We start from the raw sequence: 22880 nt of genomic DNA, 5'->3' as shown, positions 1-22880 counted from the left end.
TTCGTCATTTGAAATCGCTGGCGGGGTTCGAAGGCAGAGGGCGCGCTCCCGCCTGGCGTGAGAGAGCGCGCCGGTCGCCTGAGCCTATTCCGAGGTCTTGCCGTCGAAATGCTCTTCGGCCTCGTCGGCCTTGGTCGGGTGGAGCACGTCGTGGCGATGCTCCGGCGGGCCATAGAGGGTGTAGAGCTTCAGCGGCTCCGAGCCCGTGTTGATCAGGTTGTGGCGGGCTCCGGCGGGAACAATGATGCCGGACTCGGCCTGGGCGGGGCGCGACTGCCCGTCGATGACGACCTGCCCTTCGCCCTGTTCGATGCGGAAGAACTGGTCGTGGCCGTCATGGACCTCTTCGCCGATCTCTTCGCCCGGCTGAAGCGTCATCAGCACCAGTTGCAGGTGACGGCCGGTGTAGAGCACGCGGCGATAGTCGTCGTTGTCGAGCGTGGCCCGTTCGATGTCGTCGAGATAGCCTTGCATGGCGGATCCTCATGAAGAAGAACTGGGAGATTTCGACTCTTAGCGCGCCTGATGCGGCCGGGTCTTGATCTTTCGCAAAGCCAAGAAAAAACGCCGGAGCTCTCGCCCCGGCGTTTGTGCAGTCTTACGCTTTTGATCTCTTAGCCGCGCTGAGCCAGCGGGACGTAGTCGCGCTCGGTCGGCCCGGTGTACAGCTGACGCGGGCGGCCGATCTTCTGCGACGGATCGGCCATCATTTCCTGCCATTGGGCGATCCAGCCCACGGTGCGCGCCAGGGCGAACAGCACGGTGAACATGGTGGTCGGGAAGCCCATGGCCGACAGGGTGATGCCCGAGTAGAAGTCGACGTTCGGGAACAGCTTGCGCGAGGTGAAGTACTCGTCCGACAGGGCGACCTTCTCCAGTTCCTTGGCGACCAGGAACAGCGGATCGTTCTCGCGACCCGTGGCGGCCAGCACTTCGTAGGCCGACTGCTGCATGACCTTGGCGCGCGGGTCGTAGTTTTTGTACACGCGGTGGCCGAAGCCCATCAGCTTGTACTTGCGCGCCTTCACGCCCTCGATGAACTCGGGGATGCGGTCCGGCGTGCCGATTTCCTTCAACATGTTCAGCGCCTCTTCGTTGGCGCCGCCGTGCGACGGGCCCCACAGGCAGGCGATGCCGGCGGCGATACATGCGAAGGGATTGGCGCCCGACGAACCCGCCAGACGAACGGTCGAGGTCGAGGCGTTCTGCTCGTGGTCGGCGTGCAGGATGAAGATGCGGTCCATCGCGCGCACCAGTGCCGGATCGACCTGATAGTCCTCGGCCGGCACGGCGAAGCACATGCGCAGGAAGTTCTCGGCGTACGACAGGTCGTTGCGCGGCGAGATGAACGGCTGGCCGATATGGTACTTGTAGGCACGGGCCGCGATCGTCGGCATCTTGGCGATCAGGCGGATGGCCGAGATGTTGCGCTGCACCGGATCATGGATGTCCAGGCTGTCGTGATAGAAGGCCGACAGGGCGCCGACAGTGCCGACCATGATCGCCATCGGATGGGCGTCGCGGCGGAAGCCTTCGAAGAAGCGGTCGAACTGGGCGTGCAGCATGGTGTGCCGCGTGACGCATTGCTCGAACTCTTCGTATTCGGCGGCGTTCGGCAGTTCGCCGTGCAGCAGCAGGTGGCAGACTTCCAGGAAGTTGGACTTCGAGGCCAGTTGGTCGATCGGATAGCCGCGGTGCAACAGAACGCCAGCGTCGCCGTCGATGTAGGTAAGGGCCGATTCGCAGGCCGCGGTAGAGGTGAAGCCGGGGTCGAAGGTGAAGGCGCCGGTGCCGCCGTACAGCTTGCGGATATCGATGACGTCCGGGCCGGTCGAGCCGGAAAGGACGGGGAGCTCTACGGTCTTGTCCTGGTAGGACAGGGTCGCCGAGCCGGCGGGTTTCGCTTGTTCAGTCATCTAGGCCCCTTGTTCTTCCTTGGACCGGCGCGGGGAGGCGGTCGGCCTGAGTTGGTTATGGGTGATCACTTAGTCTGTTGCAGCGCATCATCCAAGCGTCCGAGACTTTCGTTATGCCCGAGAGCGCAAAGAGTTCGCGCGATATCAGGCGAGGCCGAACCGCCCGTCAAGGCTGCGCGCATGGAAGGTCCTATTTTTCCGAAGCCTACGCCTTCTTCCTCCGCAAAGGCCTTAAGTTCGGCTTCAAGGGCGAAGACGTCCCAGCTCTGGAAAAGATTGAGACGTTCACGCAGTCGTGAGATTCTCTGCCGGCTTTCGCCTTGCAGCAAACCGGCCGATTTCTCGTTGAGCGCGAGTGGACGCGCCTGCAACACGAATGCCGTTTGATCCGCCAGCTCGGGGATGGTCTTGGCGCGATCCTTGACGAAAGGCATGGCCCGTAGAAGCCGTTCCTCGTCGTCCGGTTCCAGAACACGGCCGCGTGCCAGGTGAGCGTCGAGCGTCAGTTTGGCCAGACGGTCGTCGTCCGCCAGCCGCAGCCAGTGGGCGTTGACGTGGGCCAGTTTGTCGAAGTCCAGCCGGGCCGGCGCCTTGTTGACGCCCGCCAGGTCGAACCATTCCAGCGCCTGCTCGTCGCTGAACAGTTCATCATCGCCATGCGCCCAGCCGAGTCGGGCCAGATAGTTGCGCATGGCTTCGGGCAGATAACCCATGTCAGCGTATTCGTGCACGGCCTGGGCGCCGTGGCGCTTGGACAGCTTGGCGCCGTCCGGACCGTGGATCAGGGGGATGTGGGCGAAGGTCGGCCGCGTCCAGCCGAGGGCGTCGTAGATCAGGCTCTGACGGGCCGCGTTGTTCAGATGGTCGTCGCCGCGGATGACGTGGGTCACGCCCATGTCGTGGTCGTCCACCACCACAGCCAGATTATAGGTCGGCGCCCCGTCCGAGCGCAGGATGACAAGGTCGTCCAGCGAAGCCGATTCCCAGCGCACCGTCCCCTGCACAGCGTCGTCGACCATGACGGCCTGATCCAACGGGCGGCGGAAGCGCACCGTGTGCGGCTTGGCCAGATCATCGACGCTGGGCTCGCGGTCGCGCCAGGGCGAGACGAAGTCGCGACCCTCGGCCTTGGCCTGGTCGCGCAGGGCCGTGGTCTCGTCGGCCGTCAGGAAGTCGCGATAGGCGTGACCCGTCGCCAGCAGTTCGTTGATCACCTCGCGGTGACGGTCGGCGCGGGCGAACTGGAAGACAGGCTCTTCGTCGCCGAACAGTTCGAGCCAGGACAGGCCGTCGAAGATGGCCTTCACCGCTTCATCCGTCGAACGCTCGCGGTCGGTGTCCTCGATACGGATCAGGAATTTGCCGCCGCGCCCCTTGGCGTACAGCCAATTGAATAACGCAGTTCTCGCCCCGCCGATATGCAGGTAGCCTGTGGGCGAGGGGGCGAAGCGGGTGACGACGGTCGACGAGGGGGAGGTCATAGAGGCAGCATCCATAGGGCAGGGTCTTATACGCCCGCCCGTGGGGAAGCGAACCCTCATGGCCGGGTTATTTGCCAGTCTGATCGCAGATGCACGGGCGCAGGCCGAACGCTGGCCGCTGTGGTCGTCCGTCTGCTTCGGCGCCGGATGCGGGGCCTATTTCACCCTGAAGGACGAGCCGACGACCTGGCCTCTGGTGCTGGGCGCCGCCGTGTTCTTCGGAGCCTGGATCGTCAGTCGGGCCAGAGGCGCGCCGCGCTGGGCGACCCTGATCCTGCTGATGCTGGCCTGTTTCGCGGGCGGACTGGCGGTGGCCAAGCTGAGAACAGACGCTGTGGCGGCGCCGATCGCGCCTGCGGACATGGCTCCCACCCAGGTCGAGGGCTGGGTCATCGACGTGGACTCGTCCGGGCAGAACGGGGCGCGCGTGGTGGTGGCGCCTGTGCGCGTGCGGGGGCTGGCGCCGGAGCAGACGCCCGAGCGGCTGCGCGTGACGGTGAAGGGGGCGCCCCCGCCGCCCGGCGCGCCGATCCGGGTGTTCGGCATCCTGAACCCGCCGCCGCCGCCCGCCAGTCCCGGAGCCTACGATTTCGGCCGCAACGCCTATTTCAAGGGGATGGGCGGGACCCTGTTCGCCCTGGGCCCGACGCGTCCGGCGGCTCTCGCCCCGCCGCCGTGGCGGGTCAGGGCGACGATGAAGGTCAATGCGGTTCGCTATGCCCTGGCTGAAAGGATCGTGGCGCGTCTGGGCGAGCGGACCGGCGGGGTGGCGGCGGCTATGACGACCGGTCATGAGACGTGGATCCAGGATCCGGATCTGGACGCCATGCGCGATTCCGGGCTGGCGCATATCCTGTCGATCTCGGGCCTGCATATGGCGGTCGTGGGCGGCTTTGTCTTCTTTGCGGCCCGCCTTCTGGTTGCGGCGTGGCCGTGGCTGGCGTTGCGTGTGTCGGGCAAGAAGGCGGCGGCGATTGCGGGGTTGATCGCGGTCGGGACCTATCTGGTCATCTCGGGCGCGCCGCCGCCGGCCGAACGCGCCGCGATTACGGCGTCGATCGCCTTTCTGGCGATACTGACGGATCGGCAGGCCGTGACCATGCGGGCGCTGTCGGCAGCGGCCTTTGTCGTCCTGTTGCTACGGCCCGAGGCCGTCGTGACGCCGGGGTTCCAGATGTCGTTCGCGGCGACGGCGGCTCTGGTCGCCCTGGTCGAGGTCTGGCCGCGTCGCATCCGCGAACTGTCCGTTCCCTGGCCGATCGCCGCCGTTCAAAGGTTTGCAAGCTGGCTGATGGCTGCCTGCGCCGCCAGCCTGGTGGCGGGCATGGCGACCGGGCCGTTCGCCATGCAGCACTTCAATCGCACGGCCGTCTATGGGCTGATCGCCAATATGGCGACGGCGCCGCTGGCGGATTTCGTCATGATGCCCATGCTGGCGTTGGGTGCGGCGCTGGAGCCGCTGGGGCTGGGCGCGCCCTTCCTGTGGGCGGCGGGTCAGTCGGTGGACGCCATGCTGGCGATCGGACATTGGGCGGCCAATCTGCCCGGCGCAGTGAAGGCGATTTCCAGCGCCCCTGCGGCGGCCCTGCCGGTCGCCTTTCTGGGTATATTGTTTATGTGCCTGTGGCGCGGATGGTGGCGGTTGCTGGGGCTGCCTTTTGCGGCCGCTGTGCTGATCTGGCCGCGCGCGGCGCCGCCGGATATCTGGATCGGCGATGGTGGAGCGAATGCAGCCTATCGGCTGGAAAGCGAGGCGGTTGTGGTGCGGCCTGCGGTTCGCAGGTTCGCCATCGATCTGTGGTCCCGGAGACGAGGGCTGGAGCCCGTCGCGCGGTCGCCCGAGGGTTGGGTCTGTAAGCGTTCTTTCTGTGCGCCGGACGGCGGAACGGGGCCGCTGGCGCTGTGGTGGGGCAAGGCGGCGCCGACGGCCGAGCAACTGGATCAGATGTGCCGTAGCGCGCAGGTTGTCAGCGTGCGCGCCGTGATCACAACCCTGCCGTCGTCATGCCAAGGGCGATTGGTGCTGGACGGCGCCGACTATGCGCGCGGCGGTTCGGTGGAGTTATGGCGCGATGACGCCGGCGGCTGGCGCGCCTTGTGGGCGGCCGAAGTGCGGGGCAGGCGGCCGTGGAGCGGGCCTCTCTCTTAACCCGCTCGTCCCGGCGGACGCCGGGATCCAGTAAGAGCCACATGTGCTGTCGCTGGCCAGGGGAGGTCGGCGGACAATCAAACGGCCCCGCTTGCGGCCAAAGCACTGGGTCCCGGCGTCCGCCGGGATGAGCGGAAAGAAGGCTCGTGGCGCCTCTGCCCCGTCCTCAGTGATACCGGCGCAGCAGGCCGACCAGCTTGCCCTGAACCTCGACCTGATCAGGGCCGAAGATGCGGGTCTCATAGGCGCTGTTGGCGGGTTCCAGCGCGATGGACTGGCCCTTCTTGCGCAGGCGTTTCAGCGTGGCTTCCTCACCCTCGACCAAGGCGACCACGATCTCGCCGGAGGAGGCGTTTTCGACGCGTTTGATAATGACGGTGTCGCCGTCGAGGATGCCGGCCTCGATCATGGAATCGCCTTCGATCTCGAGCAGATAATGCTCGCCCGCGCCCAGCATGGCCTCAGGGACCGGCAGGCGCTCGCGTTCGTGCTGGATGGCGGCGATGGGGGTGCCAGCGGCGATCTTGCCCAACAGGGGCAGGTCGCGGACATCGTTGGCGGCCTCGGCGACGGCCGGTCGCGGGCCCAGGCCGCCGCCCTGGATGACGTCGGGCTTAAACGGGGCGCGGCCTTTTGAGGGGGCGGCGGTCGTCGCCTGTTCCGGCAGCTTCACGACTTCCAGCGCGCGAGCGCGGTGGGCCAGACGGCGGATGAAGCCGCGTTCCTCAAGCGCCGTGATCAGGCGGTGGATGCCCGACTTGGACGCCAGGTCCAGCGCCTCCTTCATCTCGTCGAAGGAGGGCGACACGCCCGTTTCCCGAATGCGCTCATGAATGAACATCAGGAGTTCGTGCTGTTTCTTCGTGAGCATGGCGGCGAATCCAGAACAAGGCGTGAACCGTTGGTGATGTTCTGTAAGTGTTCTGGTTAAAAGTCAACTAACGCCACGCTTAAGGCTCTCAAAGCAAAAACCCGCGCCTGCCGTTCGACGGCGGGCGCGGGTTTCGGTCCGTGCTGTGCTGACGTTAGCGAGCGGTCGGGGCGCCGTCCTTATAGCGCTCGAACCATTCGATCATGGCGTTCATGCGCGCGGCGTTCTGGGACGGACGGACGGCCAGGCTGTGGCCGACGCCGGGGATCTTCACCAGGGCCGTGGGCACGCCGCGCAGTTGCAGGGCGGTGTAGTACTGCTCCGACTCGCTGACCGGGGTGCGGTAGTCCTCGTCGCCGACGACGACCATGGTCGGGGTCTTGACGTTGCCGACCAGCGACAGCGGCGACCGGCGCCAGTAGGCCTCCGGGTTCTCCCACGGATATTCACCGAACCAGTAGCGGGCGAAGAAGGCCGGGTTGTCGGCCGTCAGCACGAAGCTGGCCCAGTCGATGACGGGCTTCTGGACCACGGCGGCCTTGAAGCGGTCGGTCTTGCCGACGATCCAACTGGTCAGCACGCCGCCGCCCGAGCCGCCGGTGACGAACAGGCGGTGGGGATCGGCGACGCCTTGAGCGATGACGGCGTCGACGCTGCTGATCAGGTCGTCATAGTCGTTCGACGGATAGTTGTGGTGGATCAGGTTGGCGAACTCGTCCCCATAGGAGGTCGAGCCGCGCGGGTTGACCGAAAGAACGGCGTAGCCCGCAGCTGCGAACAGCTGGTTGTCGGTGGCGAAGTGCGGGCCATAGGCGGCGAACGGGCCGCCGTGGATTTCCAGCACCAGCGGATAGCTCTGGCCCTCGACGTAGTCGGCCGGCAGGGTCAGCCAGCTTTCGACCGCGCGCTGGTCGTGAGACGAGGCGACCTGAATGCGGCGCACCTCGCCCAGGCGGCGGGCGCTGAGGAAGTCCGCGTTCAGGCGGGTCAGCTGAGTGCTGCGGCCGCCCTTCAGGACGTGGACATCGGCCGGACGCATCGGCGTGCCGCGCGTGAAGGCGATGGCGCCGTCGTCGGCCACGGTGAAATCGCCGCCGGTGTAGGGACGGCCGAAATCGTCGCCCGTCAGGTCTTCGATCAGGGTGGTGACGGCGCCGTCCAGCGAGACGCGGGCGACCTTGGTGCGCCCCTGATCGTCATAGGCGACATAGACCGAGCGCCCATCGCGGCTCCACACCGGCGATTTGACCGAGCGGTCCAGGTTCGGCGTCAGCACGCGGCTGTTCGAGCCGTCGGCGTCCATCACATAGAGGCGAGTGTTGTGATAGCCCATCCGCTTGTCGTCATAGCCGAGATAGGCGATGCGGCGTCCGTCGGGTGAGGCGACGGGCGAGTTGTCGGGACCGGCGCGGCTGGTCAGGGCGGTCAGGCCGCCGGTCTGCACGTCCAGGGCGAAGACTTCGCTGTCGGCGGCTTCGCGCTGCCAGTCGGGTCGACGGTTGGCGCTGAGATAGAGGGTGCGGGAATCAGCCGACCAGGACAGACCGCCGCCGTGATTGAAGTCGCCGTGAGTCAGTTGGCGCGCGCCGCCGCCCTGGGCGCCGACGACGAAGACATGGCGGAAACCGGGCTTGAGATAGCCCTGACCGTCCGAGCGGTACGAGACGGTGTCGATAATCTCCAGCGGCGGCGCCCATTTGGCGCCTTCGGGCTTCGGCAGCGACGAGCCGATCTTGGGCTTGTCGCCGGGAACCAGGACCGAATAGGCCAACTGCTCGCCGTTGGGCGACCAGCTGATGCTTGACGGGGTGTTGGGCAGGTTGGTGACGCGGACCGCTTCACCCGACGCCATCCAGCGCACGAACAGTTGCGGCGCGCCGCCCTCGGCGTTCGAGATGTAGGACAGGCGCGTTCCATCCGGCGACCAGCGCGGCTGGCGGTGGGAACCGGCCGAAGCGATCAGCGGCGTGTGTTGGCCCGTCTTCACGTCGATCAGCCAGATGGTCGGGCGCATCTGATCGGTCATGATGTCGGCCGTCTGGCGGACATAGGCGATCCGGCTGCCGTCGGGGCTGATCTGGGCGTCGGAGGCGACCTCCATGCCGAACAGGTCCTGAGCGGTGAACAGGCCGCGGTCGGCAGAGGGCAGGGCGGCCTGAGCAACAGCAGGCGCAGTTTGCGCCAGCGCCGGCGCATGGGCGCTAAGGATCAGGGCGCAGGCGGCCCAGGCGAACTTGTTCATATGAATCCCCCTCTGAATTGACAGGGATCATAGGAAGACGCGAGGCGACGACAAGATACGGAAAAGGCCGCCGGAACGAATCCGACGGCCCGTTTTGATCCGAATCCCGAAGAAGAATCAGAACTTGAAGCTGGCCCGCAGCAGCAGGGTGTAGCGGACGTAGTCTTCCAGCAGTTCGGCGTCGCCGGTGATGGCCAGCATCCCCAGGTCGTTGCCCACATTCAGACGGAAGCCCAGGATCGGACCGCCGCCTTCGATGCTGGCGGGCGTCAGGGTGAAGGCGTCGCCGCCTGAGGCGAAGCGGGCGATGGTGGTCCCGGCGTCGACCGAGAAGTTCTGACGCCAGCCGAGGCGGACTTCCGGGCGGATCCAGCCGTCCTTGCCGAAGCCGTAGCCGATGTTGACGGCCGCCACGCCTGAGAACATGTGGCCGTCGCGCTCGTCGATATCCAGATCGAAGCCGTCGCCGCCGCCGCGTTCGGAACGGGCGTCCTCGCTCAGCGAGAAATATTCGACATAGGCTTCGGGACGGACATTCAGGCGGCCGAAGTGACGCTCGTACGAAGCGCCGCCCGCTGCGGCCAGGGTGAAGCCGTGCCAGTCGGATTCGTTCTTCAGGTTGACGCCTTCGGCGACCAGCTTGCGCGTCGCGCTGAAGGAGGCGTAACCGCCCGCCGCACGCGCCCAGGTCGTCCAGTACTGCCCCTGGGCGCGCCAATAGAGGCCCAGTTCCAGCAGATTGGCCGACAGGACTTCTTCAGCGGCCGATTCCGGGTCTTCCAGATCGGAGGAGGTGAAGGCGGCCGTCAGACCAAAGGCGCCCATCGAGGTGCCGCGCTCGACGCCGCCCGCCAGGCCGAAGCCTTCCGAGCGGAAGCCGTAGGTGTCGGTCTTGTCCTTATCGGCGTAGAAGTTGATCTCCTGCACCCAGGCGCTGGTTTCGCCCGGAGCGGCGGCGGCGTTGCGGCCGGTCAGGGCGCGGGTCACGGCGTCGACGCCGCTGGCCAGCGACAGCAGCGGCCCGCCCGAGTGCTCGGGCAGCAGTTGCTGATAGATGTGGAAGAAGCCTTCGCGATCCGTCTGGTTGAGCAGAGCCGCGCGGATGATCTCATTATCGGCCAGGCCGGCGTAGAGCACGTCGTAGGCGGCGGCTTCCGAGTTGATCATCTTGGCCTCGTCGGCCGTGATCCTGCGGGCGTCGATCGACAGTTCGTTCGCGGTCACGTCGCCGATTTCGACGACGAAAGCGTAGGGCGAGTTTGATTGCAGTTCTTCGGACGTCAGATCGCCAGCGTTCAGGTCACCTGCCTTGATCACCTTGAAGGTGGTCGTGCCTTCAGCGTCAATTAGGGAGTTGAAGCGGACGCCAAGGCTGCTGGCGCCCGCCAGGTCGGCCGAGCCGCTGACATTGTAGCGGAACTCGTCCTTGGTCGCCTCGTCCAGGGTCACGATCAGCTTGCCGTCTTCGCCGACATTAAGACTGGAGATATCCAGGCTCGTGGTTTGCTGAGCGTCCAGGACCCCCTTGGAAATGTCGATGTCGAGCTGGCCGTCGTCGTTCGACAGCTTGCCTTTCACCACGGCGCCGCCGCTGATCGACAGGCGGTCGGCTCCGGTCCCGAAGGAAATGTCGCCGTTCACCGTTCCGTTGCGGACATCCAGAACGTCAGCGCCTGAGCCGAAGCGGATGTCGCCGACGATCGCCGGTTCATTGGCGTCCGGCACCCCGTCGCCGTCAGCGTCAGGCAATTTGTGGTCTGGTACGACGACGCCGTCCTGAACGAAGGTCACGCCGGTCGTATTGGCGCTGACGTCCACGGCGATGGCGGACCCCGTCTTCTCGACATCTTTCTCGGGCGTGACGACGGCGATGATGCGACCGGTGTTGTCGATTGTGGAAAGCGTGCCGGATTCGTCGCGAATGGCCACGGCGGAACCCTTGGACCCGTTCACCGCCACGGCGATGTTGCCCGAGTTCGAGATCGAACCGACGTTGGCGCCGTTTTGGATCAGGACGCCGCTGGCCGTGTCGGCGTCGGAGGTGGCGATGGAGCCCTGAATGGCGCCGCTGTTGAAGATGGTAGGCAGCGAAGCGCCGCTGCCGACCAGCACGGTGCTGCTGTTCGCGGATACGGCTGATGAGACGATGGTGCCTTCGTTACGGAAACCTCCGGCGACCGTCACGTCCTGGCCCGTACCGCCGATCTGCACGGCCTTGGCGTCGACGTCCTTGTAGACGCCGGCCGCTTCGATGGAGCCGCGGTTGATCAGGCCATAGGCGGAATCGCCTGTGCCGGCCGCGCCCAGGGTGATCGCCTTGTCGGTTGAACCCACCAGCACCGCCGCTGCGCCGCCGAACGAGCGGATGGTGGCGGTCGTTTCCTGGGCGTCGGGGATGCCGTCGCCGTCGCGGTCATCGTCTTCGCGGTTGATCTTGCCGTCGCCGTCGTCGTCCTCGTCGCCGTTCTTGACGCCGTCGCCGTCGTCGTCGCCGTCGATTCCGCCGGGACCGTAGGAAGGGGCGGTGTCGAACACGACGCCCTTGCCGACATCGCCTGCGATTCGCACGGCCGGGCCGCCCTGCAGCAGGTCGTCCTCGTCCAGGTTTTCGAGATAGGCTTGGCCGGGCCACGGCTCGCCCGTCGTGGGCTTGGACGGCGGGGCCGTGGTGTAGCGATAGCCGGTAGAGGTGACGGCGCCCTGAATCTTGACCTGGCCGCCGACATCGCCGTCGATGGCGACGCCGGTCGAGTTCTCGCCGACCACGCCGATGCCGCCCAGCAGGGTGACGTCGCCGCTGACATCGCCGGTCGTGCGCACGCCATAGCCGTTGTCGCCGATGACGTTGATCTGGCCCATGCTGAAGATGTTGCCGGTCAGGGGCGCTTCGACCGACAGACCGGCGGAATTGTTGCCCTCAACGCGGATTGAACCGGAGTTCTCGATCCGGATGTTGCCTGTCAGGGGGGAATCGCCGGTGACGCGCACGCCATAGCGGTTATTCCCTTCGGCGAAGGGACCGTCCAGGTCGCCGTCCTTGTCTTCGTCCTTATACTCGTCGATCGCATCGGTGATGGTGATGGCGCCGCCGATGGTGATGTCGCCGGTGTTGCCGCCATTGGCCAGGATGCCTGTGGCGCCGTCGGCCGCCTTCAGCATGTCGATCTTGGAGCCGGCGTCGAGCTTGACGCTGTTGCTGGAATCCAGCGTCACGGCCGTGCCGGACGTGACCGTGATGGAGCCGCCGCTGGCGATGCGCACGTCGTCGCGCGCGCCGTTATTGGCGGTCGAGGTGCTGATCGGCGTGGTGCGGCCGTTTGAGATGACCTGTTCGGCCTGGGCGCCGGCTGCAACCATCAGGGGAGCGATCGCTACAGCGGTCGCGAGCAGAATACGCATCGGTAGGAAACCCCTCGTGGTCGCACGCGCAAGGATTGAGGCGCCCCTCCTAACAGGGTCAGCACCTACATGCCCCAAGTTTCTTGAATTTGAGGCGATTGCAAGACCTCGCGTTAGGGGGCTGAAGCTGAACGGCAGATGAAAACCATGGCGCAGCCGGGATACAAGCGCAGCCTTGTGCGCTTGTGGCTTGCAGCGTAGCCGGGGACGAATATAGGGCGGAAGATCTGCATGATGCTGATTTGCACCGTCCCGCATCCAAAGTCGGAGCCTTGGCGTTAACGTGAAGAAGTTCAGCGGAAAGGCCCCAGGCATGAGCGTCAGCCCGATCGACGTCCAGGAAAGCGAACTGCGCCTCTTTCCTGGCCTGGATGATGAGGTTGCGGCGACCCTTCGGGCGTTAAAGGCCTGCGCGGCCGAGGATCGGCCCCGGCTGGTGGACACCACGATGTTGTTCGCGCCGCGCTCGGGCGGGGTGAAGCGTTATCTGCTGTCCAAAAAGGCGTGGCTGGCGGACAATCGCCCCGATGTGGCGCACAGCCTCGTCGTGCCCGGCGCCGGTTACAGGGCCAGCGGCGACGGCGTGGTGCGGCTGCAGGCCCCCAAGCTGCCGTTCGGGGACGGTTATCGCTGGCCCGGTTCGGTGCGCCGTTGGGGAGCATGGGTATCGTCGCTGAATCCCGCGCTGATCGAGGCGGGCGATCCCTATACGCCGGGGCAGGGCGCGCTGGAGGCGGGCCAGCGGGTCGGTTGCCCGGTCGTGGGTTTCTGTCATTCGGATCCGGCGAGTCTGGCGGCGCTGCATTTCGGCGAATGGGCCAAGAAGCCGGTCGAGAAACGCTGGGCCAAGCTGTTCTCGCAGTTTGATCGCGTCGTCTCCCCCAGCCGCTTCATTGCCAGGCGGCTGGAAGAGGCCGGGGTCGGCGGCATCGTCGTGCGCCCGCTGGGCGTGGAGGTCGATACCTTCCATCCGGATCGTCGCGATCGCGACTGGCTGTTGAAGAAGCTGGGCCTGGGCGCAGACGCCCGTCTGCTGTGCTTCGCCGGGCGTCCGGCCAAGGAGAAGAACGTCGGCGTGCTGATCGACGCGGTCCAGCGTCTGGGCGCGCCCTATCATCTGGTGCTGGTCGGCGCGGGCGCCGGAATGCCGCCGGAAGATCGCGTGATCTCCCTGCCGTATGAAAAGGACCCGCGCGCCGTGGCCCGGATCATCGCCAGCTGCGACGCCTTCGTGCACGCCAATGACAAGGAGCCTTTCGGCCTGATCGTGCTGGAGGCGATGGCCTGCGGCCGGGCCGTGGTCGGCGTCAATGCGGGCGGCGTGGCCGAGACGGTCGATGACAGCGTGGGGCAACTGGCGGCCTCGGCCGATCCGGTCGACTACGCCGCAGCCATTGAGGCGTTGTTCGCGCGCGACGTAGAGGCGCTGGGCGTGGCGGCGCGGGTCAAGGCGGTCGAGCAGTTCGCCTGGAACCGCGTGTTCGAGGATCTGACCATGTTGTACGGCGAACTGACCGGGAAGGCCGCCTTCGTCACGCCGCGAGAGAGGCTGCCGCTCAACTAGGCTTGGGGACCGATGAACTGCGGGCGTGCGAAAACGGCGCCTGCGGGTCGGTTTTGATTTTCAGGAGAAGAGGGAAGGGCGGTGCGCCACTCCCTCAAAGCCTTGAGAGGAGTGGCGCGAGTGACGGGGCTCGAACCCGCGACCTCCGGCGTGACAGGCCGGCACTCTAACCAACTGAGCTACACCCGCGTTCCCATCCGAAGCGACTGTGCGCCCCGGCGAGGGGCGTCGTTTAGGCGGGGCTGCGCCGAAGGTCAAGCGACCTGGCTGTGGATAAATCAAATCATCTCGTCGGAGCGGCTGCGGCGGCCTGAGGCGGGGCGGCGGGACCGGCGATTCCGCCGTCCGCAGGCAGTTGCGACGCCGTGGCGGGCGGCGGCGGTTCGTAGTGGACGCCCACGCCCGGTCCCAGCGGCAGATCCAGCGCCACCCAGGACGCGACCATGATCAGGCCGGCGATCAGGAAGGCCCCGGCGTAGGGCAGCATGGTCGCCATCAGCGATCCCAGGCCGAATCTGGGATCCCAGCGCTGGGCGAAGGTCAGGATCAGCGGGAAGTAGCTCATCAGCGGGGTGGCGATGTTGGTGACGGAATCACCCATGCGATAGGCGGCGGTCGTCATCTCGGGGCTGATGCCCAGCAGCATGAACATGGGCACGACGATGGGCGCGAGCGCCGACCACTTGGCCGAGGCCGAGCCGATGAACAGGTCGAAGATGCAGGACACCAGCACGACCATGATCAGCAGCACGGGCGTCGGCAGGGCCAGTTCGCGTAAGGAGGCGGCCGCGTTGACCGCCAGGATCGGCCCCAGGCCGGACCAGTTGAACATGGCGACGAAGTGGGCGGCGAAGAAGGCCAGGACGATATAGGGCGCCAGTTGGCTGATCCCCTCGCGCATCATCCGCACCAGGTCATGGTGGCTCTTGATCGAGCCGGACCCCGCGCCGAAAGCCGCGCCCGCCATGAAGAAGGTCAGGGCGAAGAAGGCCACCAGCGAGCGGTACAGAGGATTGAAGCGCTGCTCCGGCTCGGCGTCGGCGTCCATGAAGGGCGAGCCGGGCAGGAAGGTCACGGCGGCCCAGACGGCGATCATGGCCAGTATGGTCAGGCCCGCCCAGCCCAGTCCGCGCTTCTCGGCGGCGGTGAGAGGGGTCTTCTCCTCGGCGGCGACTGGGGCGGCGTCATGCGGAATCCAGGCGCCCAGGCGCGGCTCGATCACCCGGTCGGTCAGGAACCAGACGATGGGGGTGAAGACGATCACCACCCCGACGATGAAGAACCAGTTGCCCGCGATGCTGACGGCGTAGGACGGATCGATCAGATGGGCTGCCGGCTCGGTGATGCCCAGGATCAGGGCGTCGCTGGCGCCAGGGAACAGATTGCCCGCATAGCCGCCCGACACGGCGGCGAAGCCAGCGGCCAGGCCCGCCAGCGGATGGCGGCCCGCAGCGGCGAAGATGACGGCCGCCAGAGGAATCACCACGACATAGGAGGCGTCCGACGCATGGTGCGACACCATGCCGGTGATCACCACGATCGGCGTCAGGATGAAGCGTGGGGCGTTCAGCAGCGCGCCACGGATCGCCGTCGAGAACAGGCCTGTCCGCTCGGCCACCGAAGCGCCGTAGATGATGGTGATGACGATCCCCAGCGGCGGAAAGTCGGCCAGGGTGCGCGGCATGCCGATGAACAGCCGCTCCAGATTGGCGGGCGACAACAGGCTTTGCGCCTGCAGCACCTCGCCGGTCACGGGATTGACCGCAGACCAGCCCAGGCCAGCCCCGACCAGACTCAGGACCACCAGACCCAGGATCAGCCATAGGAATAGAAAGACAGGATCTGGCAGCCGATTGCCGATGCGTTCGACGGAGTTCAGCAGGCGGGCGGCCAGGTTCATGCGCAGGCTCTAGGCTATCTATGGGCGACAGCGCATTTCGCGGATCACCGGCATAGGAAGCAATCGGGAGGGCTGCGGCAAATCGCGCAAAAAACTGCGAACCATTCGCAACAAAAAACCTTTGCCGACATGGGTTTGAACCCTGGCGAGGTTGGGTCTAAGAAGCCCCGAATCCGCCCCCTACCTCCCGGCGGGCGAGGCAGCTCGAATGAACGAATTTCTTCTAGAATATCTTCCGATCGTCGTTTTCCTGGGCATCGCCATCGTGCTCGGCGCCGGCTTCATGCTGGCGGCCTGGGTGCTGGCTCCCAAGAACCCCGATACCGAGAAGCTCTCGGCTTATGAGTGCGGCTTCAACGCCTTTGACGACGCGCGCATGAAGTTCGACGTGCGCTTCTATCTGGTGTCGATCCTCTTCATCATCTTCGACCTGGAAATCGCCTTCCTGTTCCCGTGGGCGGTGTCGATGTTCGACCTGTCGCACGGCGGCATGGTCTTCGCCTTCTGGTCGATGATGGTCTTCCTGGGCGTCCTGACGGTCGGCTTCATCTACGAATGGAAGAAGGGAGCACTGGAATGGCAGTGATCGCCCCCTCCAGTCCTCTGGTCCCCGCAGGTTCGGCTGCGCGTTCGACCGTCGAGGGCTATGATCCCAAGATCCACGACAAGTTCTTCGAGTCCGTCAATACGGAACTGGGCGAGCGCGGCTTCCTGACGACCTCGCTGGACGACGTCATCACCTGGGCGCGCACGGGTTCGCTGATGTGGATGTCGTTCGGTCTGGCTTGCTGCGCCGTGGAGATGATCCACCTGTCGATGCCGCGCTTCGACCTGGAGCGTTTCGGCACCGCGCCGCGCGGTTCGCCGCGCCAGTCGGACCTGATGATCGTCGCCGGGACGCTGACCAACAAGATGGCTCCGGCCCTGCGCAAGGTCTACGACCAGATGCCGGACCCGCGCTACGTCATCTCGATGGGGTCGTGCGCCAACGGCGGCGGCTACTATCACTACAGCTACAGCGTCGTGCGCGGCTGCGACCGCGTGGTGCCGGTGGACGTCTATGTTCCGGGCTGCCCGCCGACCGCCGAGGCCCTGCTGTACGGCATCCTGCAACTGCAGAAGAAGATCCGCCGCACGGGGACCATCGAGCGATGAGCGAACTGGTGCGCGTTGCGGAACGTGAATCCGCTCTTACGCCTCTGGGCACGGAAATGGTCGCGGCGCTCGGCGTCGAGGCTGTGGTGGCCTATGGCGAACTGACCCTGATCGCCCCGCGCGAGAAGATCGTCGCGATCATGACGGCCCTGCGCGATCAGTTTGGCTTCCAGCAGTGCATGGATGTCTGCGGCGCCGACTATCCCGATCGCGCCGAGCGGTTCGAGGTGGTCTATCATCTGCTGTCGCTGACCCGCGCCGCGCGCGTTCGCGTCAAGGTGTCGACCGACGAAGTGCAGCCGGTCCCCAGCGTGACCTCGGTCTATCCGTCGGCGGGCTGGTTCGAGCGTGAAGCCTTCGACATGTACGGCATGATCTTCTCGGATCACCCGGACATGCGCCGCATCCTGACCGACTACGGCTTCCAGGGGCACCCGCTTCGCAAGGACTTCCCGATGACGGGCTACGTCGAGGTCCGCTACGACGAAGAGCAGAAGCGCATCGTCTATGAGCCGGTGAAGCTGACGCAGGAATTCCGCAACTTCGACTTCCTGTCTCCGTGGGAAGGCGCCGACTACCCGACCGTCCTTCCGGGCGATGAAAAGGCGGGAGCGCAGTAATGGCCGACGTCAAGAACATGCCCGCGCCGCTCGGTTCGGCCATCGACCCGTTCGAGGATTATGAAGACGGCCTGACCCCGCACGCACGGGCGATGGACGACCGCAAGTTCACCATCAACTTCGGCCCGCAACACCCGGCCGCTCACGGCGTGCTGCGTCTGGTGCTGGAGCTGGACGGCGAGCTGGTCACGCGCGTCGATCCGCACATCGGCCTGCTGCACCGCGGCACCGAGAAGCTGATGGAGGCGCGCACCTACCTCCAGAACATTCCCTATCTGGACCGGCTGGACTACGTCTCGCCGATGAACCAGGAGCACGCCTTCTGCCTGGCCATCGAGCGCCTGCTGGAGATCGACGTGCCGTATCGCGGCCAACTGATCCGGGTCCTGTACTCGGAGATGGGCCGCATCCTGAACCACCTTCTGAACGCGACCATGCAGGCCATGGACGTGGGCGCCCTGACCCCGCCGCTGTGGGGCCACGAGGAGCGCGAGAAGCTGATGGTCTTCTACGAGCGCGCCTGCGGCGCTCGTCTGCACGCCAACTACTTCCGTCCGGGCGGCGTCCACCAGGATCTGACGCCCGAGCTGATCGACGATATCGGCCGCTGGTGCGCCGAGTTCCCGGCCGCGCTGAACGACATCGAAAGCCTGGTCACCGAGAACCGCATCTTCAAACAGCGCAACGTCGACATCGGCGTGGTGTCCAAGGAGAACGCCCTGGCGTGGGGCTTCTCGGGCGTCATGCTGCGCGGCTCGGACATCGCCTGGGACCTGCGCAAGGCCCAGCCGTACGACTGCTACGCCGACATGGAGTTCGACATCGCTGTCGGCAAGAACGGCGACTGCTGGGACCGCTATCTGTGCCGCGTCGAAGAGATGCGCCAGTCGGTGCGCATCATGGAGCAGTGCATCCACAAGCTGCGCAACTGCCCCGGCGAGCCGGTCCTGACCGAAGACCACAAGGTCGCCCCGCCGCGTCGCGGTGAGATGAAGCGTTCGATGGAAGCGCTGATCCACCACTTCAAGCTCTACACCGAGGGCTTCCGCACCCCGGAAGGCGAGGTCTATGCGGCCGTCGAGGCGCCGAAGGGCGAGTTCGGCGTCTATCTGGTGTCGGACGGCACCAACAAACCCTACCGCGTCAAGCTGTCGGCCCCCGGCTTCCGTCACCTGCAGGCGATGGACTGGATGAACCGCGGCCACATGCTGGCGGACGTGTCCGCCATCCTCGGCTCGCTCGACATGGTGTTCGGAGAAGTGGACCGATGAGCGTTCGTCGTCTCGCCAAGGAGCAACCGTCCTCTTTCGAGTTTTCGAAGGAGACGATGGAAAAGGCTCAGTGGTGGATCAAGAAGTACCCGGAATCGCGTCGCCAGTCGGCCGTGATCCCGATCCTGTGGCTGGTCCAGAAGCAGGAAGGCTGGGTGTCCGAGCCGTCGCTGCGCGCCATCGGCGACCTGTTGGGCATGGCCTATATCCGGGTGCTGGAGGTCGCGACCTTCTACACCATGTTCCAGTTGACGCCGGTCGGTACGGCCGCGCTGATCCAGGTCTGCGGCACGACGCAGTGCATGCTGCGCGGCTCCAATGAGCTGATGCGCGTGTGCCGCGAGAAGATCGGTCCCAAGGATGAACTGTCCGCCGACGGCCGCTTCACCTGGCAGGAAGTCGAATGCATCGGCGCCTGCTCGAACGCGCCGGTGGCCCAGATCAACGACCTCTATTACGAAGATCTGACGCCGGAAAACATGGCCCAGATCATCGATGATTTCGCTGCGGGCAAGACGCCGAAGGCGGGCAGCTATGTCGGTCGTCACACGTCTGAGCCGGTAGGCGGCGCGCGCGTGCTGACGGATCCGGCGCTGTATGACGGCTCGGCCGCCAAGAAGATCAAGAAACTGCCGAACTCTGAGCCTGTCGCTGAAAAGGCGCCGGTCTGATGGCGCGGCCGGACCTCGAGACAGAAGCGGGCAGGGCGGCCTATCGGGCCGAGCTGCGTCGCGTGGGCTGGCGCCAGCGTTGGGCTGGCCTGGCCTGCATCGTGGTCGCGGCCGCATTGGTTATGTTCGCGCGCGACGGCCGTTTCGGCCTGACTGACAACGCGGTGATGGCGGCCTATGGCCTGTTGGCTATCGGATGGGTGCTGGTGATCTACGCCGTCTTCCAGCGCACCCGCCACCATAAACGCCGCATGGCGGAAGGACTTTAAGGGATCATGGTCGGCATCCTCCAAGACAAGGATCGGATCTTCACCAACCTCTACGGCTTCCACGACTGGGGCCTTGAAGGTGCGAAGAAGCGCGGCGCGTGGAACGCCACCAAGGACATGCTGGACCTTGGCGGCGACTGGATCATCAACAACGTCAAGAACTCGGGCCTGCGCGGACGCGGCGGCGCCGGTTTCTCGACCGGGCTGAAGTGGTCCTTCATGCCCAAGGAAGTGAAGGATCGCCCTCACTACCTGGTCATCAACGCAGATGAGTCCGAGCCCGCGACCTGCAAGGACCGCGAGATCATGCGTCATGATCCGCACCTGCTGATCGAAGGCGCCCTGATCGCCTCCTTCGCGATGAAGGCCCACGCCTGCTACATCTACCTGCGCGGGGAGTACATCCTCGAGCGCGAGCGCATGGAAGCCGCCGTCAAGCAGGCCTATGAGGCCAGGCTGATCGGTGACGACAACGTCCACGGCTGGGACTTCCACGTCTATATCCACCACGGCGCGGGCGCTTACATCTGCGGCGAGGAGACGGCGCTGCTGGAGTCGCTGGAAGGCAAGAAGGGCCAGCCGCGCCTGAAGCCTCCGTTCCCTGCTGGAGCCGGTCTGTACGGCTGCCCGACGACCGTGAACAACGTCGAGTCGATCGCCGTGGTCGGCACCATCCTGCGTCGCGGCGCTGACTGGTTCGCCAGCTTCGGTCGTCCGAACAACGCTGGCACCAAGCTGATGTCGCTGTCGGGTCACGTGAACACGCCCTGCGTGGTCGAGGAGGCCATGTCGATCCCGCTGCGCCAGTTGATCGAAGATCACGGCGGCGGCGTGCGCGGCGGCTGGGAAAACCTGAAGGCCATCATTCCGGGCGGCGCGTCCTGCCCGGTGATCACGCGCGAACAGGCCGAAGTCGCCCTGATGGACTTCGATTCCATGCGCGAGCATCGCTCGTCTCTGGGCACCGCCGGCGTGACGGTCATGGACCAGTCCACCGACATCGTGAAGGCGATCGCCCGCATCAGCTACTTCTTCAAGCACGAGAGCTGCGGCCAGTGCACGCCGTGCCGTGAAGGCACCGGCTGGATGTGGCGCGTGCTGGAACGCATGGCGATCGGCGACGCCGACCCGTCCGAGATCGACCTGCTGCTCGACGTGGCCGGTCAGGTCGAAGGTCACACCATCTGCGCCCTCGGCGACGCCGCCGCCTGGCCCGTTCAGGGCCTGATCCGGCACTTCCGTCACGAGATCGAAGAGCGCATCCACACCTACCGCAGCCGCCGCGCGAACTTCGCCGGCCACGCGATCGCGGCGGAGTAATCGTAATGCCTATCGCCAAGGTCAACGGCGTTGAAGTCGAGTTCGAACCGGGCATGACCGTGCTGCAGGTCGCCGAGCGCGCCGGGCAGGAAATCCCGCGCTTCTGCTACCACGAGCGCCTGTCTATCGCCGGCAACTGCCGCATGTGCCTGGTCGAGGTGAAGCCTGGACCGCCGAAGCCGCAGGCATCGTGCGCGCTGCCGGCCGCCGACGGCCAGGAAATCTTCACCGACACGCCGATGGTGAAGAAGGCCCGCGAAGGGGTTATGGAGTTCCTGCTCATCAACCACCCGCTGGACTGCCCGATCTGCGACCAGGGCGGCGAGTGCGACCTGCAGGATCAGGCCGTGGGCTATGGCCGCGACGGTTCGCGCTACGGCGAGAACAAGCGCGCGGTCGAAGAAAAGAACATGGGCCCCACGGTCAAGACGTTCATGACGCGCTGCATCCAGTGCACGCGTTGCGTTCGCTTCATCACCGAGGTGGCGGGCGTCCCGGACATCGGCATGATCTCGCGCGGCGAAAGCGCTGAGATCACGACCTATCTGGAAAAGAACATCGACAGCGAACTGTCGGGCAACGTCAACGACCTGTGCCCGGTGGGCGCCCTGACGCACCGCCCGTGGCAGTACCACTACCGCCCGTGGGAGCTGAAGAAGACCGAGACCATCGACGTGATGGACGCGCTCGGCTCCAACATCCGCGCCGACTCGCGCGGCGCCGAGGTCATGCGCGTGCTGCCGCGCGTGAACGAGGGCATCAATGAGGAATGGCTGTCAGACAAGAGCCGCTACGCCGTCGACGGCCTGCAGGCGCGTCGTCTGGACCGCCCGTGGGTGCGTGAGAACGGCAAACTGCGTCCGGCCTCGTGGGACGAGGCTCTGTCGGTCGTCGCCGACAAGATCAAGGCCGCATCGGCTGATCGCATCGGCGTCATCGCCGGCGACCTGCAGGACGCCGAGTCGATGAAGGCGACGCTGGATCTGTTCCGCGCGCTGGGCTCGGCCAACACCGACTGCCGTCAGGACGGCGCGGCGCTGGGCGGCGAGGCTCGCGAGGGCTGGTTGTTTAACTCCGGCCTGCAAGGCATTGAAAACGCTGACGCCATTCTGATCGTCGGCGCCAATCCGCGCACGGAAGCGCCGCTGCTGAACGCGCGCATCCGCAAGAGTTGGCTGAAGGGCGGCGTCGAAGTCGGCGTCATCGGCCCGCAGGCTGACCTGACCTATGACTACAACTACCTCGGCGCCGGTTCGAAGACCGTCGGCAAGCTGCCCAAGGCGGCGACCGACTTCCTGACCAAGGCCGAGCGTCCGGCGATCATCGTCGGCGCGGGCGCCCTGACCGGCGAGACCGGCCCGGCCGTGCTGAACGCCCTGGGCGCGCTGGCCAAGAAGGTCGGCGTCGTCAAGGACGGCTGGAACGGCTTCAACGTCCTGCACGCCGCCGCCGCGCGCGTCGGCGGGCTGGACATGGGCTTCCTGCCGGGCGAGGGCGGTCTGGATGTGGCCGCCATGCTGAAGCCGGGCGCGCTGGACGTGCTGTTCCTGCTGGGCGCCGATGAGGTGAACGCGGACGCATCGGGCGCCTTCCGCGTCTATCTGGGTTCGCACGGCGATCGCGGCGCGCACGGCGCGGACGTGATCCTGCCGGGCGCGGCCTACACCGAGAAGTCGGGCCTGTACGTCAATACCGAGGGCCGGGTGCAGATGGCCGAGCGCGTGGTCTTTCCGAAGGGCGAGGCCAAGGACGACTGGGCCATCATCCGCGCCCTGTCCGAGCGTGTGGGCGCCAAGCTGCCGTTCGACACCCTTGAGCAACTGCGGACGAAGCTGATGGGCGACCATCCGACCTTCGGCCGCATCGACTATCTGGCCCCCGCCGCGACGTTCGACGTCGCCAAGCTGGGCGCCAAGGGGGACCTGGGCGACGTCGCCTTCGTCTCCGTCATCGCCGATCCCTACCTGACCAACCCGATCGCGCGCGCCAGTGAAACCATGGCCCAACTGTCCGCTGAGCGGACGGCGCCGGTCGCCCTGGCGGCGGAGTAAG

At 66.0% G+C, this 22880-nt stretch carries 17 protein-coding genes and 1 tRNA gene; 10 read left to right on the top strand and 8 right to left on the bottom strand.

Annotation, left to right across the window (positions count from 1 at the left end):
• Positions 1-84: 84 nt before the first annotated feature.
• The 3 genes from D1604_RS03430 to gltX all read right to left on the bottom strand — a co-directional run bounded on the left by D1604_RS03430 (position 85) and on the right by gltX (position 3397).
• A complete protein-coding gene (locus D1604_RS03430; protein ID WP_119412183.1) occupies positions 85-474 on the bottom strand; it encodes a cupin domain-containing protein in 390 nt (129 codons plus the stop codon).
• Positions 475-614: 140 nt separating this feature from the next.
• Positions 615-1916, bottom strand: a complete 1302-nt coding sequence (gltA, locus tag D1604_RS03425; RefSeq protein WP_024352535.1) for a citrate synthase — start codon at positions 1914-1916, stop codon at positions 615-617.
• A gap of 65 nt (positions 1917-1981) precedes the next feature.
• Positions 1982-3397: a glutamate--tRNA ligase gene (gene gltX / locus D1604_RS03420; RefSeq protein WP_119412182.1), complete on the bottom strand. Its 1416-nt coding sequence runs from the start codon at positions 3395-3397 to the stop codon at positions 1982-1984.
• Between the two features lie 58 nt (positions 3398-3455).
• Here gltX and D1604_RS03415 point away from each other — a divergent pair, with 58 nt between their 5' ends.
• Positions 3456-5546 (top strand): ComEC/Rec2 family competence protein, encoded by a 2091-nt coding sequence (locus D1604_RS03415; protein ID WP_119412181.1) that lies wholly within the window; start codon positions 3456-3458, stop codon positions 5544-5546.
• Positions 5547-5712: 166 nt separating this feature from the next.
• On the opposite strand, the gene lexA is transcribed toward D1604_RS03415, so the two are convergent.
• From lexA to D1604_RS03400, 3 genes are all read right to left on the bottom strand, one after another.
• Positions 5713-6417, bottom strand: coding sequence for a transcriptional repressor LexA (gene lexA / locus D1604_RS03410; RefSeq protein WP_119412180.1), 705 nt, complete (start codon positions 6415-6417; stop codon positions 5713-5715).
• A gap of 154 nt (positions 6418-6571) precedes the next feature.
• Positions 6572-8659 (bottom strand): S9 family peptidase, encoded by a 2088-nt coding sequence (locus tag D1604_RS03405; RefSeq protein ID WP_119412179.1) that lies wholly within the window; start codon positions 8657-8659, stop codon positions 6572-6574.
• 117 nt (positions 8660-8776) lie between these two features.
• Positions 8777-12058: an autotransporter outer membrane beta-barrel domain-containing protein gene (locus D1604_RS03400; RefSeq protein WP_119412178.1), complete on the bottom strand. Its 3282-nt coding sequence runs from the start codon at positions 12056-12058 to the stop codon at positions 8777-8779.
• Between the two features lie 313 nt (positions 12059-12371).
• On the opposite strand from D1604_RS03400, the gene D1604_RS03395 reads away from it, so the two are divergent.
• Positions 12372-13622 (top strand): glycosyltransferase, encoded by a 1251-nt coding sequence (locus D1604_RS03395; RefSeq protein WP_119412177.1) that lies wholly within the window; start codon positions 12372-12374, stop codon positions 13620-13622.
• 112 nt (positions 13623-13734) lie between these two features.
• Here the strand turns inward: D1604_RS03395 and D1604_RS03390 are convergent.
• Together D1604_RS03390 and D1604_RS03385 are read right to left on the bottom strand one after the other, a co-directional pair.
• Positions 13735-13811: transfer RNA gene (locus D1604_RS03390), tRNA-Asp, on the bottom strand.
• 94 nt (positions 13812-13905) lie between these two features.
• Positions 13906-15522: an AbgT family transporter gene (locus D1604_RS03385; protein WP_024352542.1), complete on the bottom strand. Its 1617-nt coding sequence runs from the start codon at positions 15520-15522 to the stop codon at positions 13906-13908.
• Positions 15523-15730: 208 nt separating this feature from the next.
• On the opposite strand from D1604_RS03385, the gene D1604_RS03380 reads away from it, so the two are divergent.
• The 8 genes from D1604_RS03380 (at position 15731) to nuoG (ending at position 22879) form a co-directional block, all read left to right on the top strand.
• Entirely contained in the window at positions 15731-16108 is a 378-nt protein-coding gene (locus tag D1604_RS03380) for an NADH-quinone oxidoreductase subunit A (protein ID WP_003164585.1), read from the top strand.
• A complete protein-coding gene (locus tag D1604_RS03375; protein WP_119412176.1) occupies positions 16078-16677 on the top strand; it encodes a NuoB/complex I 20 kDa subunit family protein in 600 nt (199 codons plus the stop codon). Before D1604_RS03380 ends, D1604_RS03375 begins: the two co-directional genes overlap by 31 nt.
• A complete protein-coding gene (locus D1604_RS03370; protein ID WP_119412175.1) occupies positions 16674-17297 on the top strand; it encodes an NADH-quinone oxidoreductase subunit C in 624 nt (207 codons plus the stop codon). Before D1604_RS03375 ends, D1604_RS03370 begins: the two co-directional genes overlap by 4 nt.
• Before the next feature lie 92 nt (positions 17298-17389).
• Entirely contained in the window at positions 17390-18568 is a 1179-nt protein-coding gene (locus D1604_RS03365) for an NADH-quinone oxidoreductase subunit D (protein ID WP_233551885.1), read from the top strand.
• On the top strand, positions 18565-19239 hold the full coding sequence (nuoE, locus tag D1604_RS03360; RefSeq protein WP_024352545.1) for an NADH-quinone oxidoreductase subunit NuoE: 675 nt from the start codon (positions 18565-18567) through the stop codon (positions 19237-19239). Before D1604_RS03365 ends, nuoE begins: the two co-directional genes overlap by 4 nt.
• On the top strand, positions 19239-19508 hold the full coding sequence (locus D1604_RS03355) for a hypothetical protein (RefSeq protein ID WP_119412174.1): 270 nt from the start codon (positions 19239-19241) through the stop codon (positions 19506-19508). The genes nuoE and D1604_RS03355 overlap by 1 nt, the downstream gene beginning before the upstream one ends.
• Before the next feature lie 6 nt (positions 19509-19514).
• The gene (gene nuoF, locus D1604_RS03350) at positions 19515-20828 is read left to right on the top strand and encodes an NADH-quinone oxidoreductase subunit NuoF (RefSeq protein ID WP_119412173.1); all 1314 of its coding nucleotides are present in this window, start codon (positions 19515-19517) and stop codon (positions 20826-20828) included.
• Positions 20829-20833: 5 nt separating this feature from the next.
• Positions 20834-22879 (top strand): NADH-quinone oxidoreductase subunit NuoG, encoded by a 2046-nt coding sequence (gene nuoG / locus D1604_RS03345; RefSeq protein ID WP_119412172.1) that lies wholly within the window; start codon positions 20834-20836, stop codon positions 22877-22879.
• Position 22880 lies beyond the last annotated feature (1 nt).

This window comes from Brevundimonas sp. LPMIX5 (genome assembly GCF_003576505.1).
GTDB classification, from domain to species: domain Bacteria; phylum Pseudomonadota; class Alphaproteobacteria; order Caulobacterales; family Caulobacteraceae; genus Brevundimonas; species Brevundimonas naejangsanensis.
Note: the sequence above shows the minus strand (reverse complement) of the source record. Positions and strands in the feature narration are given on the sequence as shown.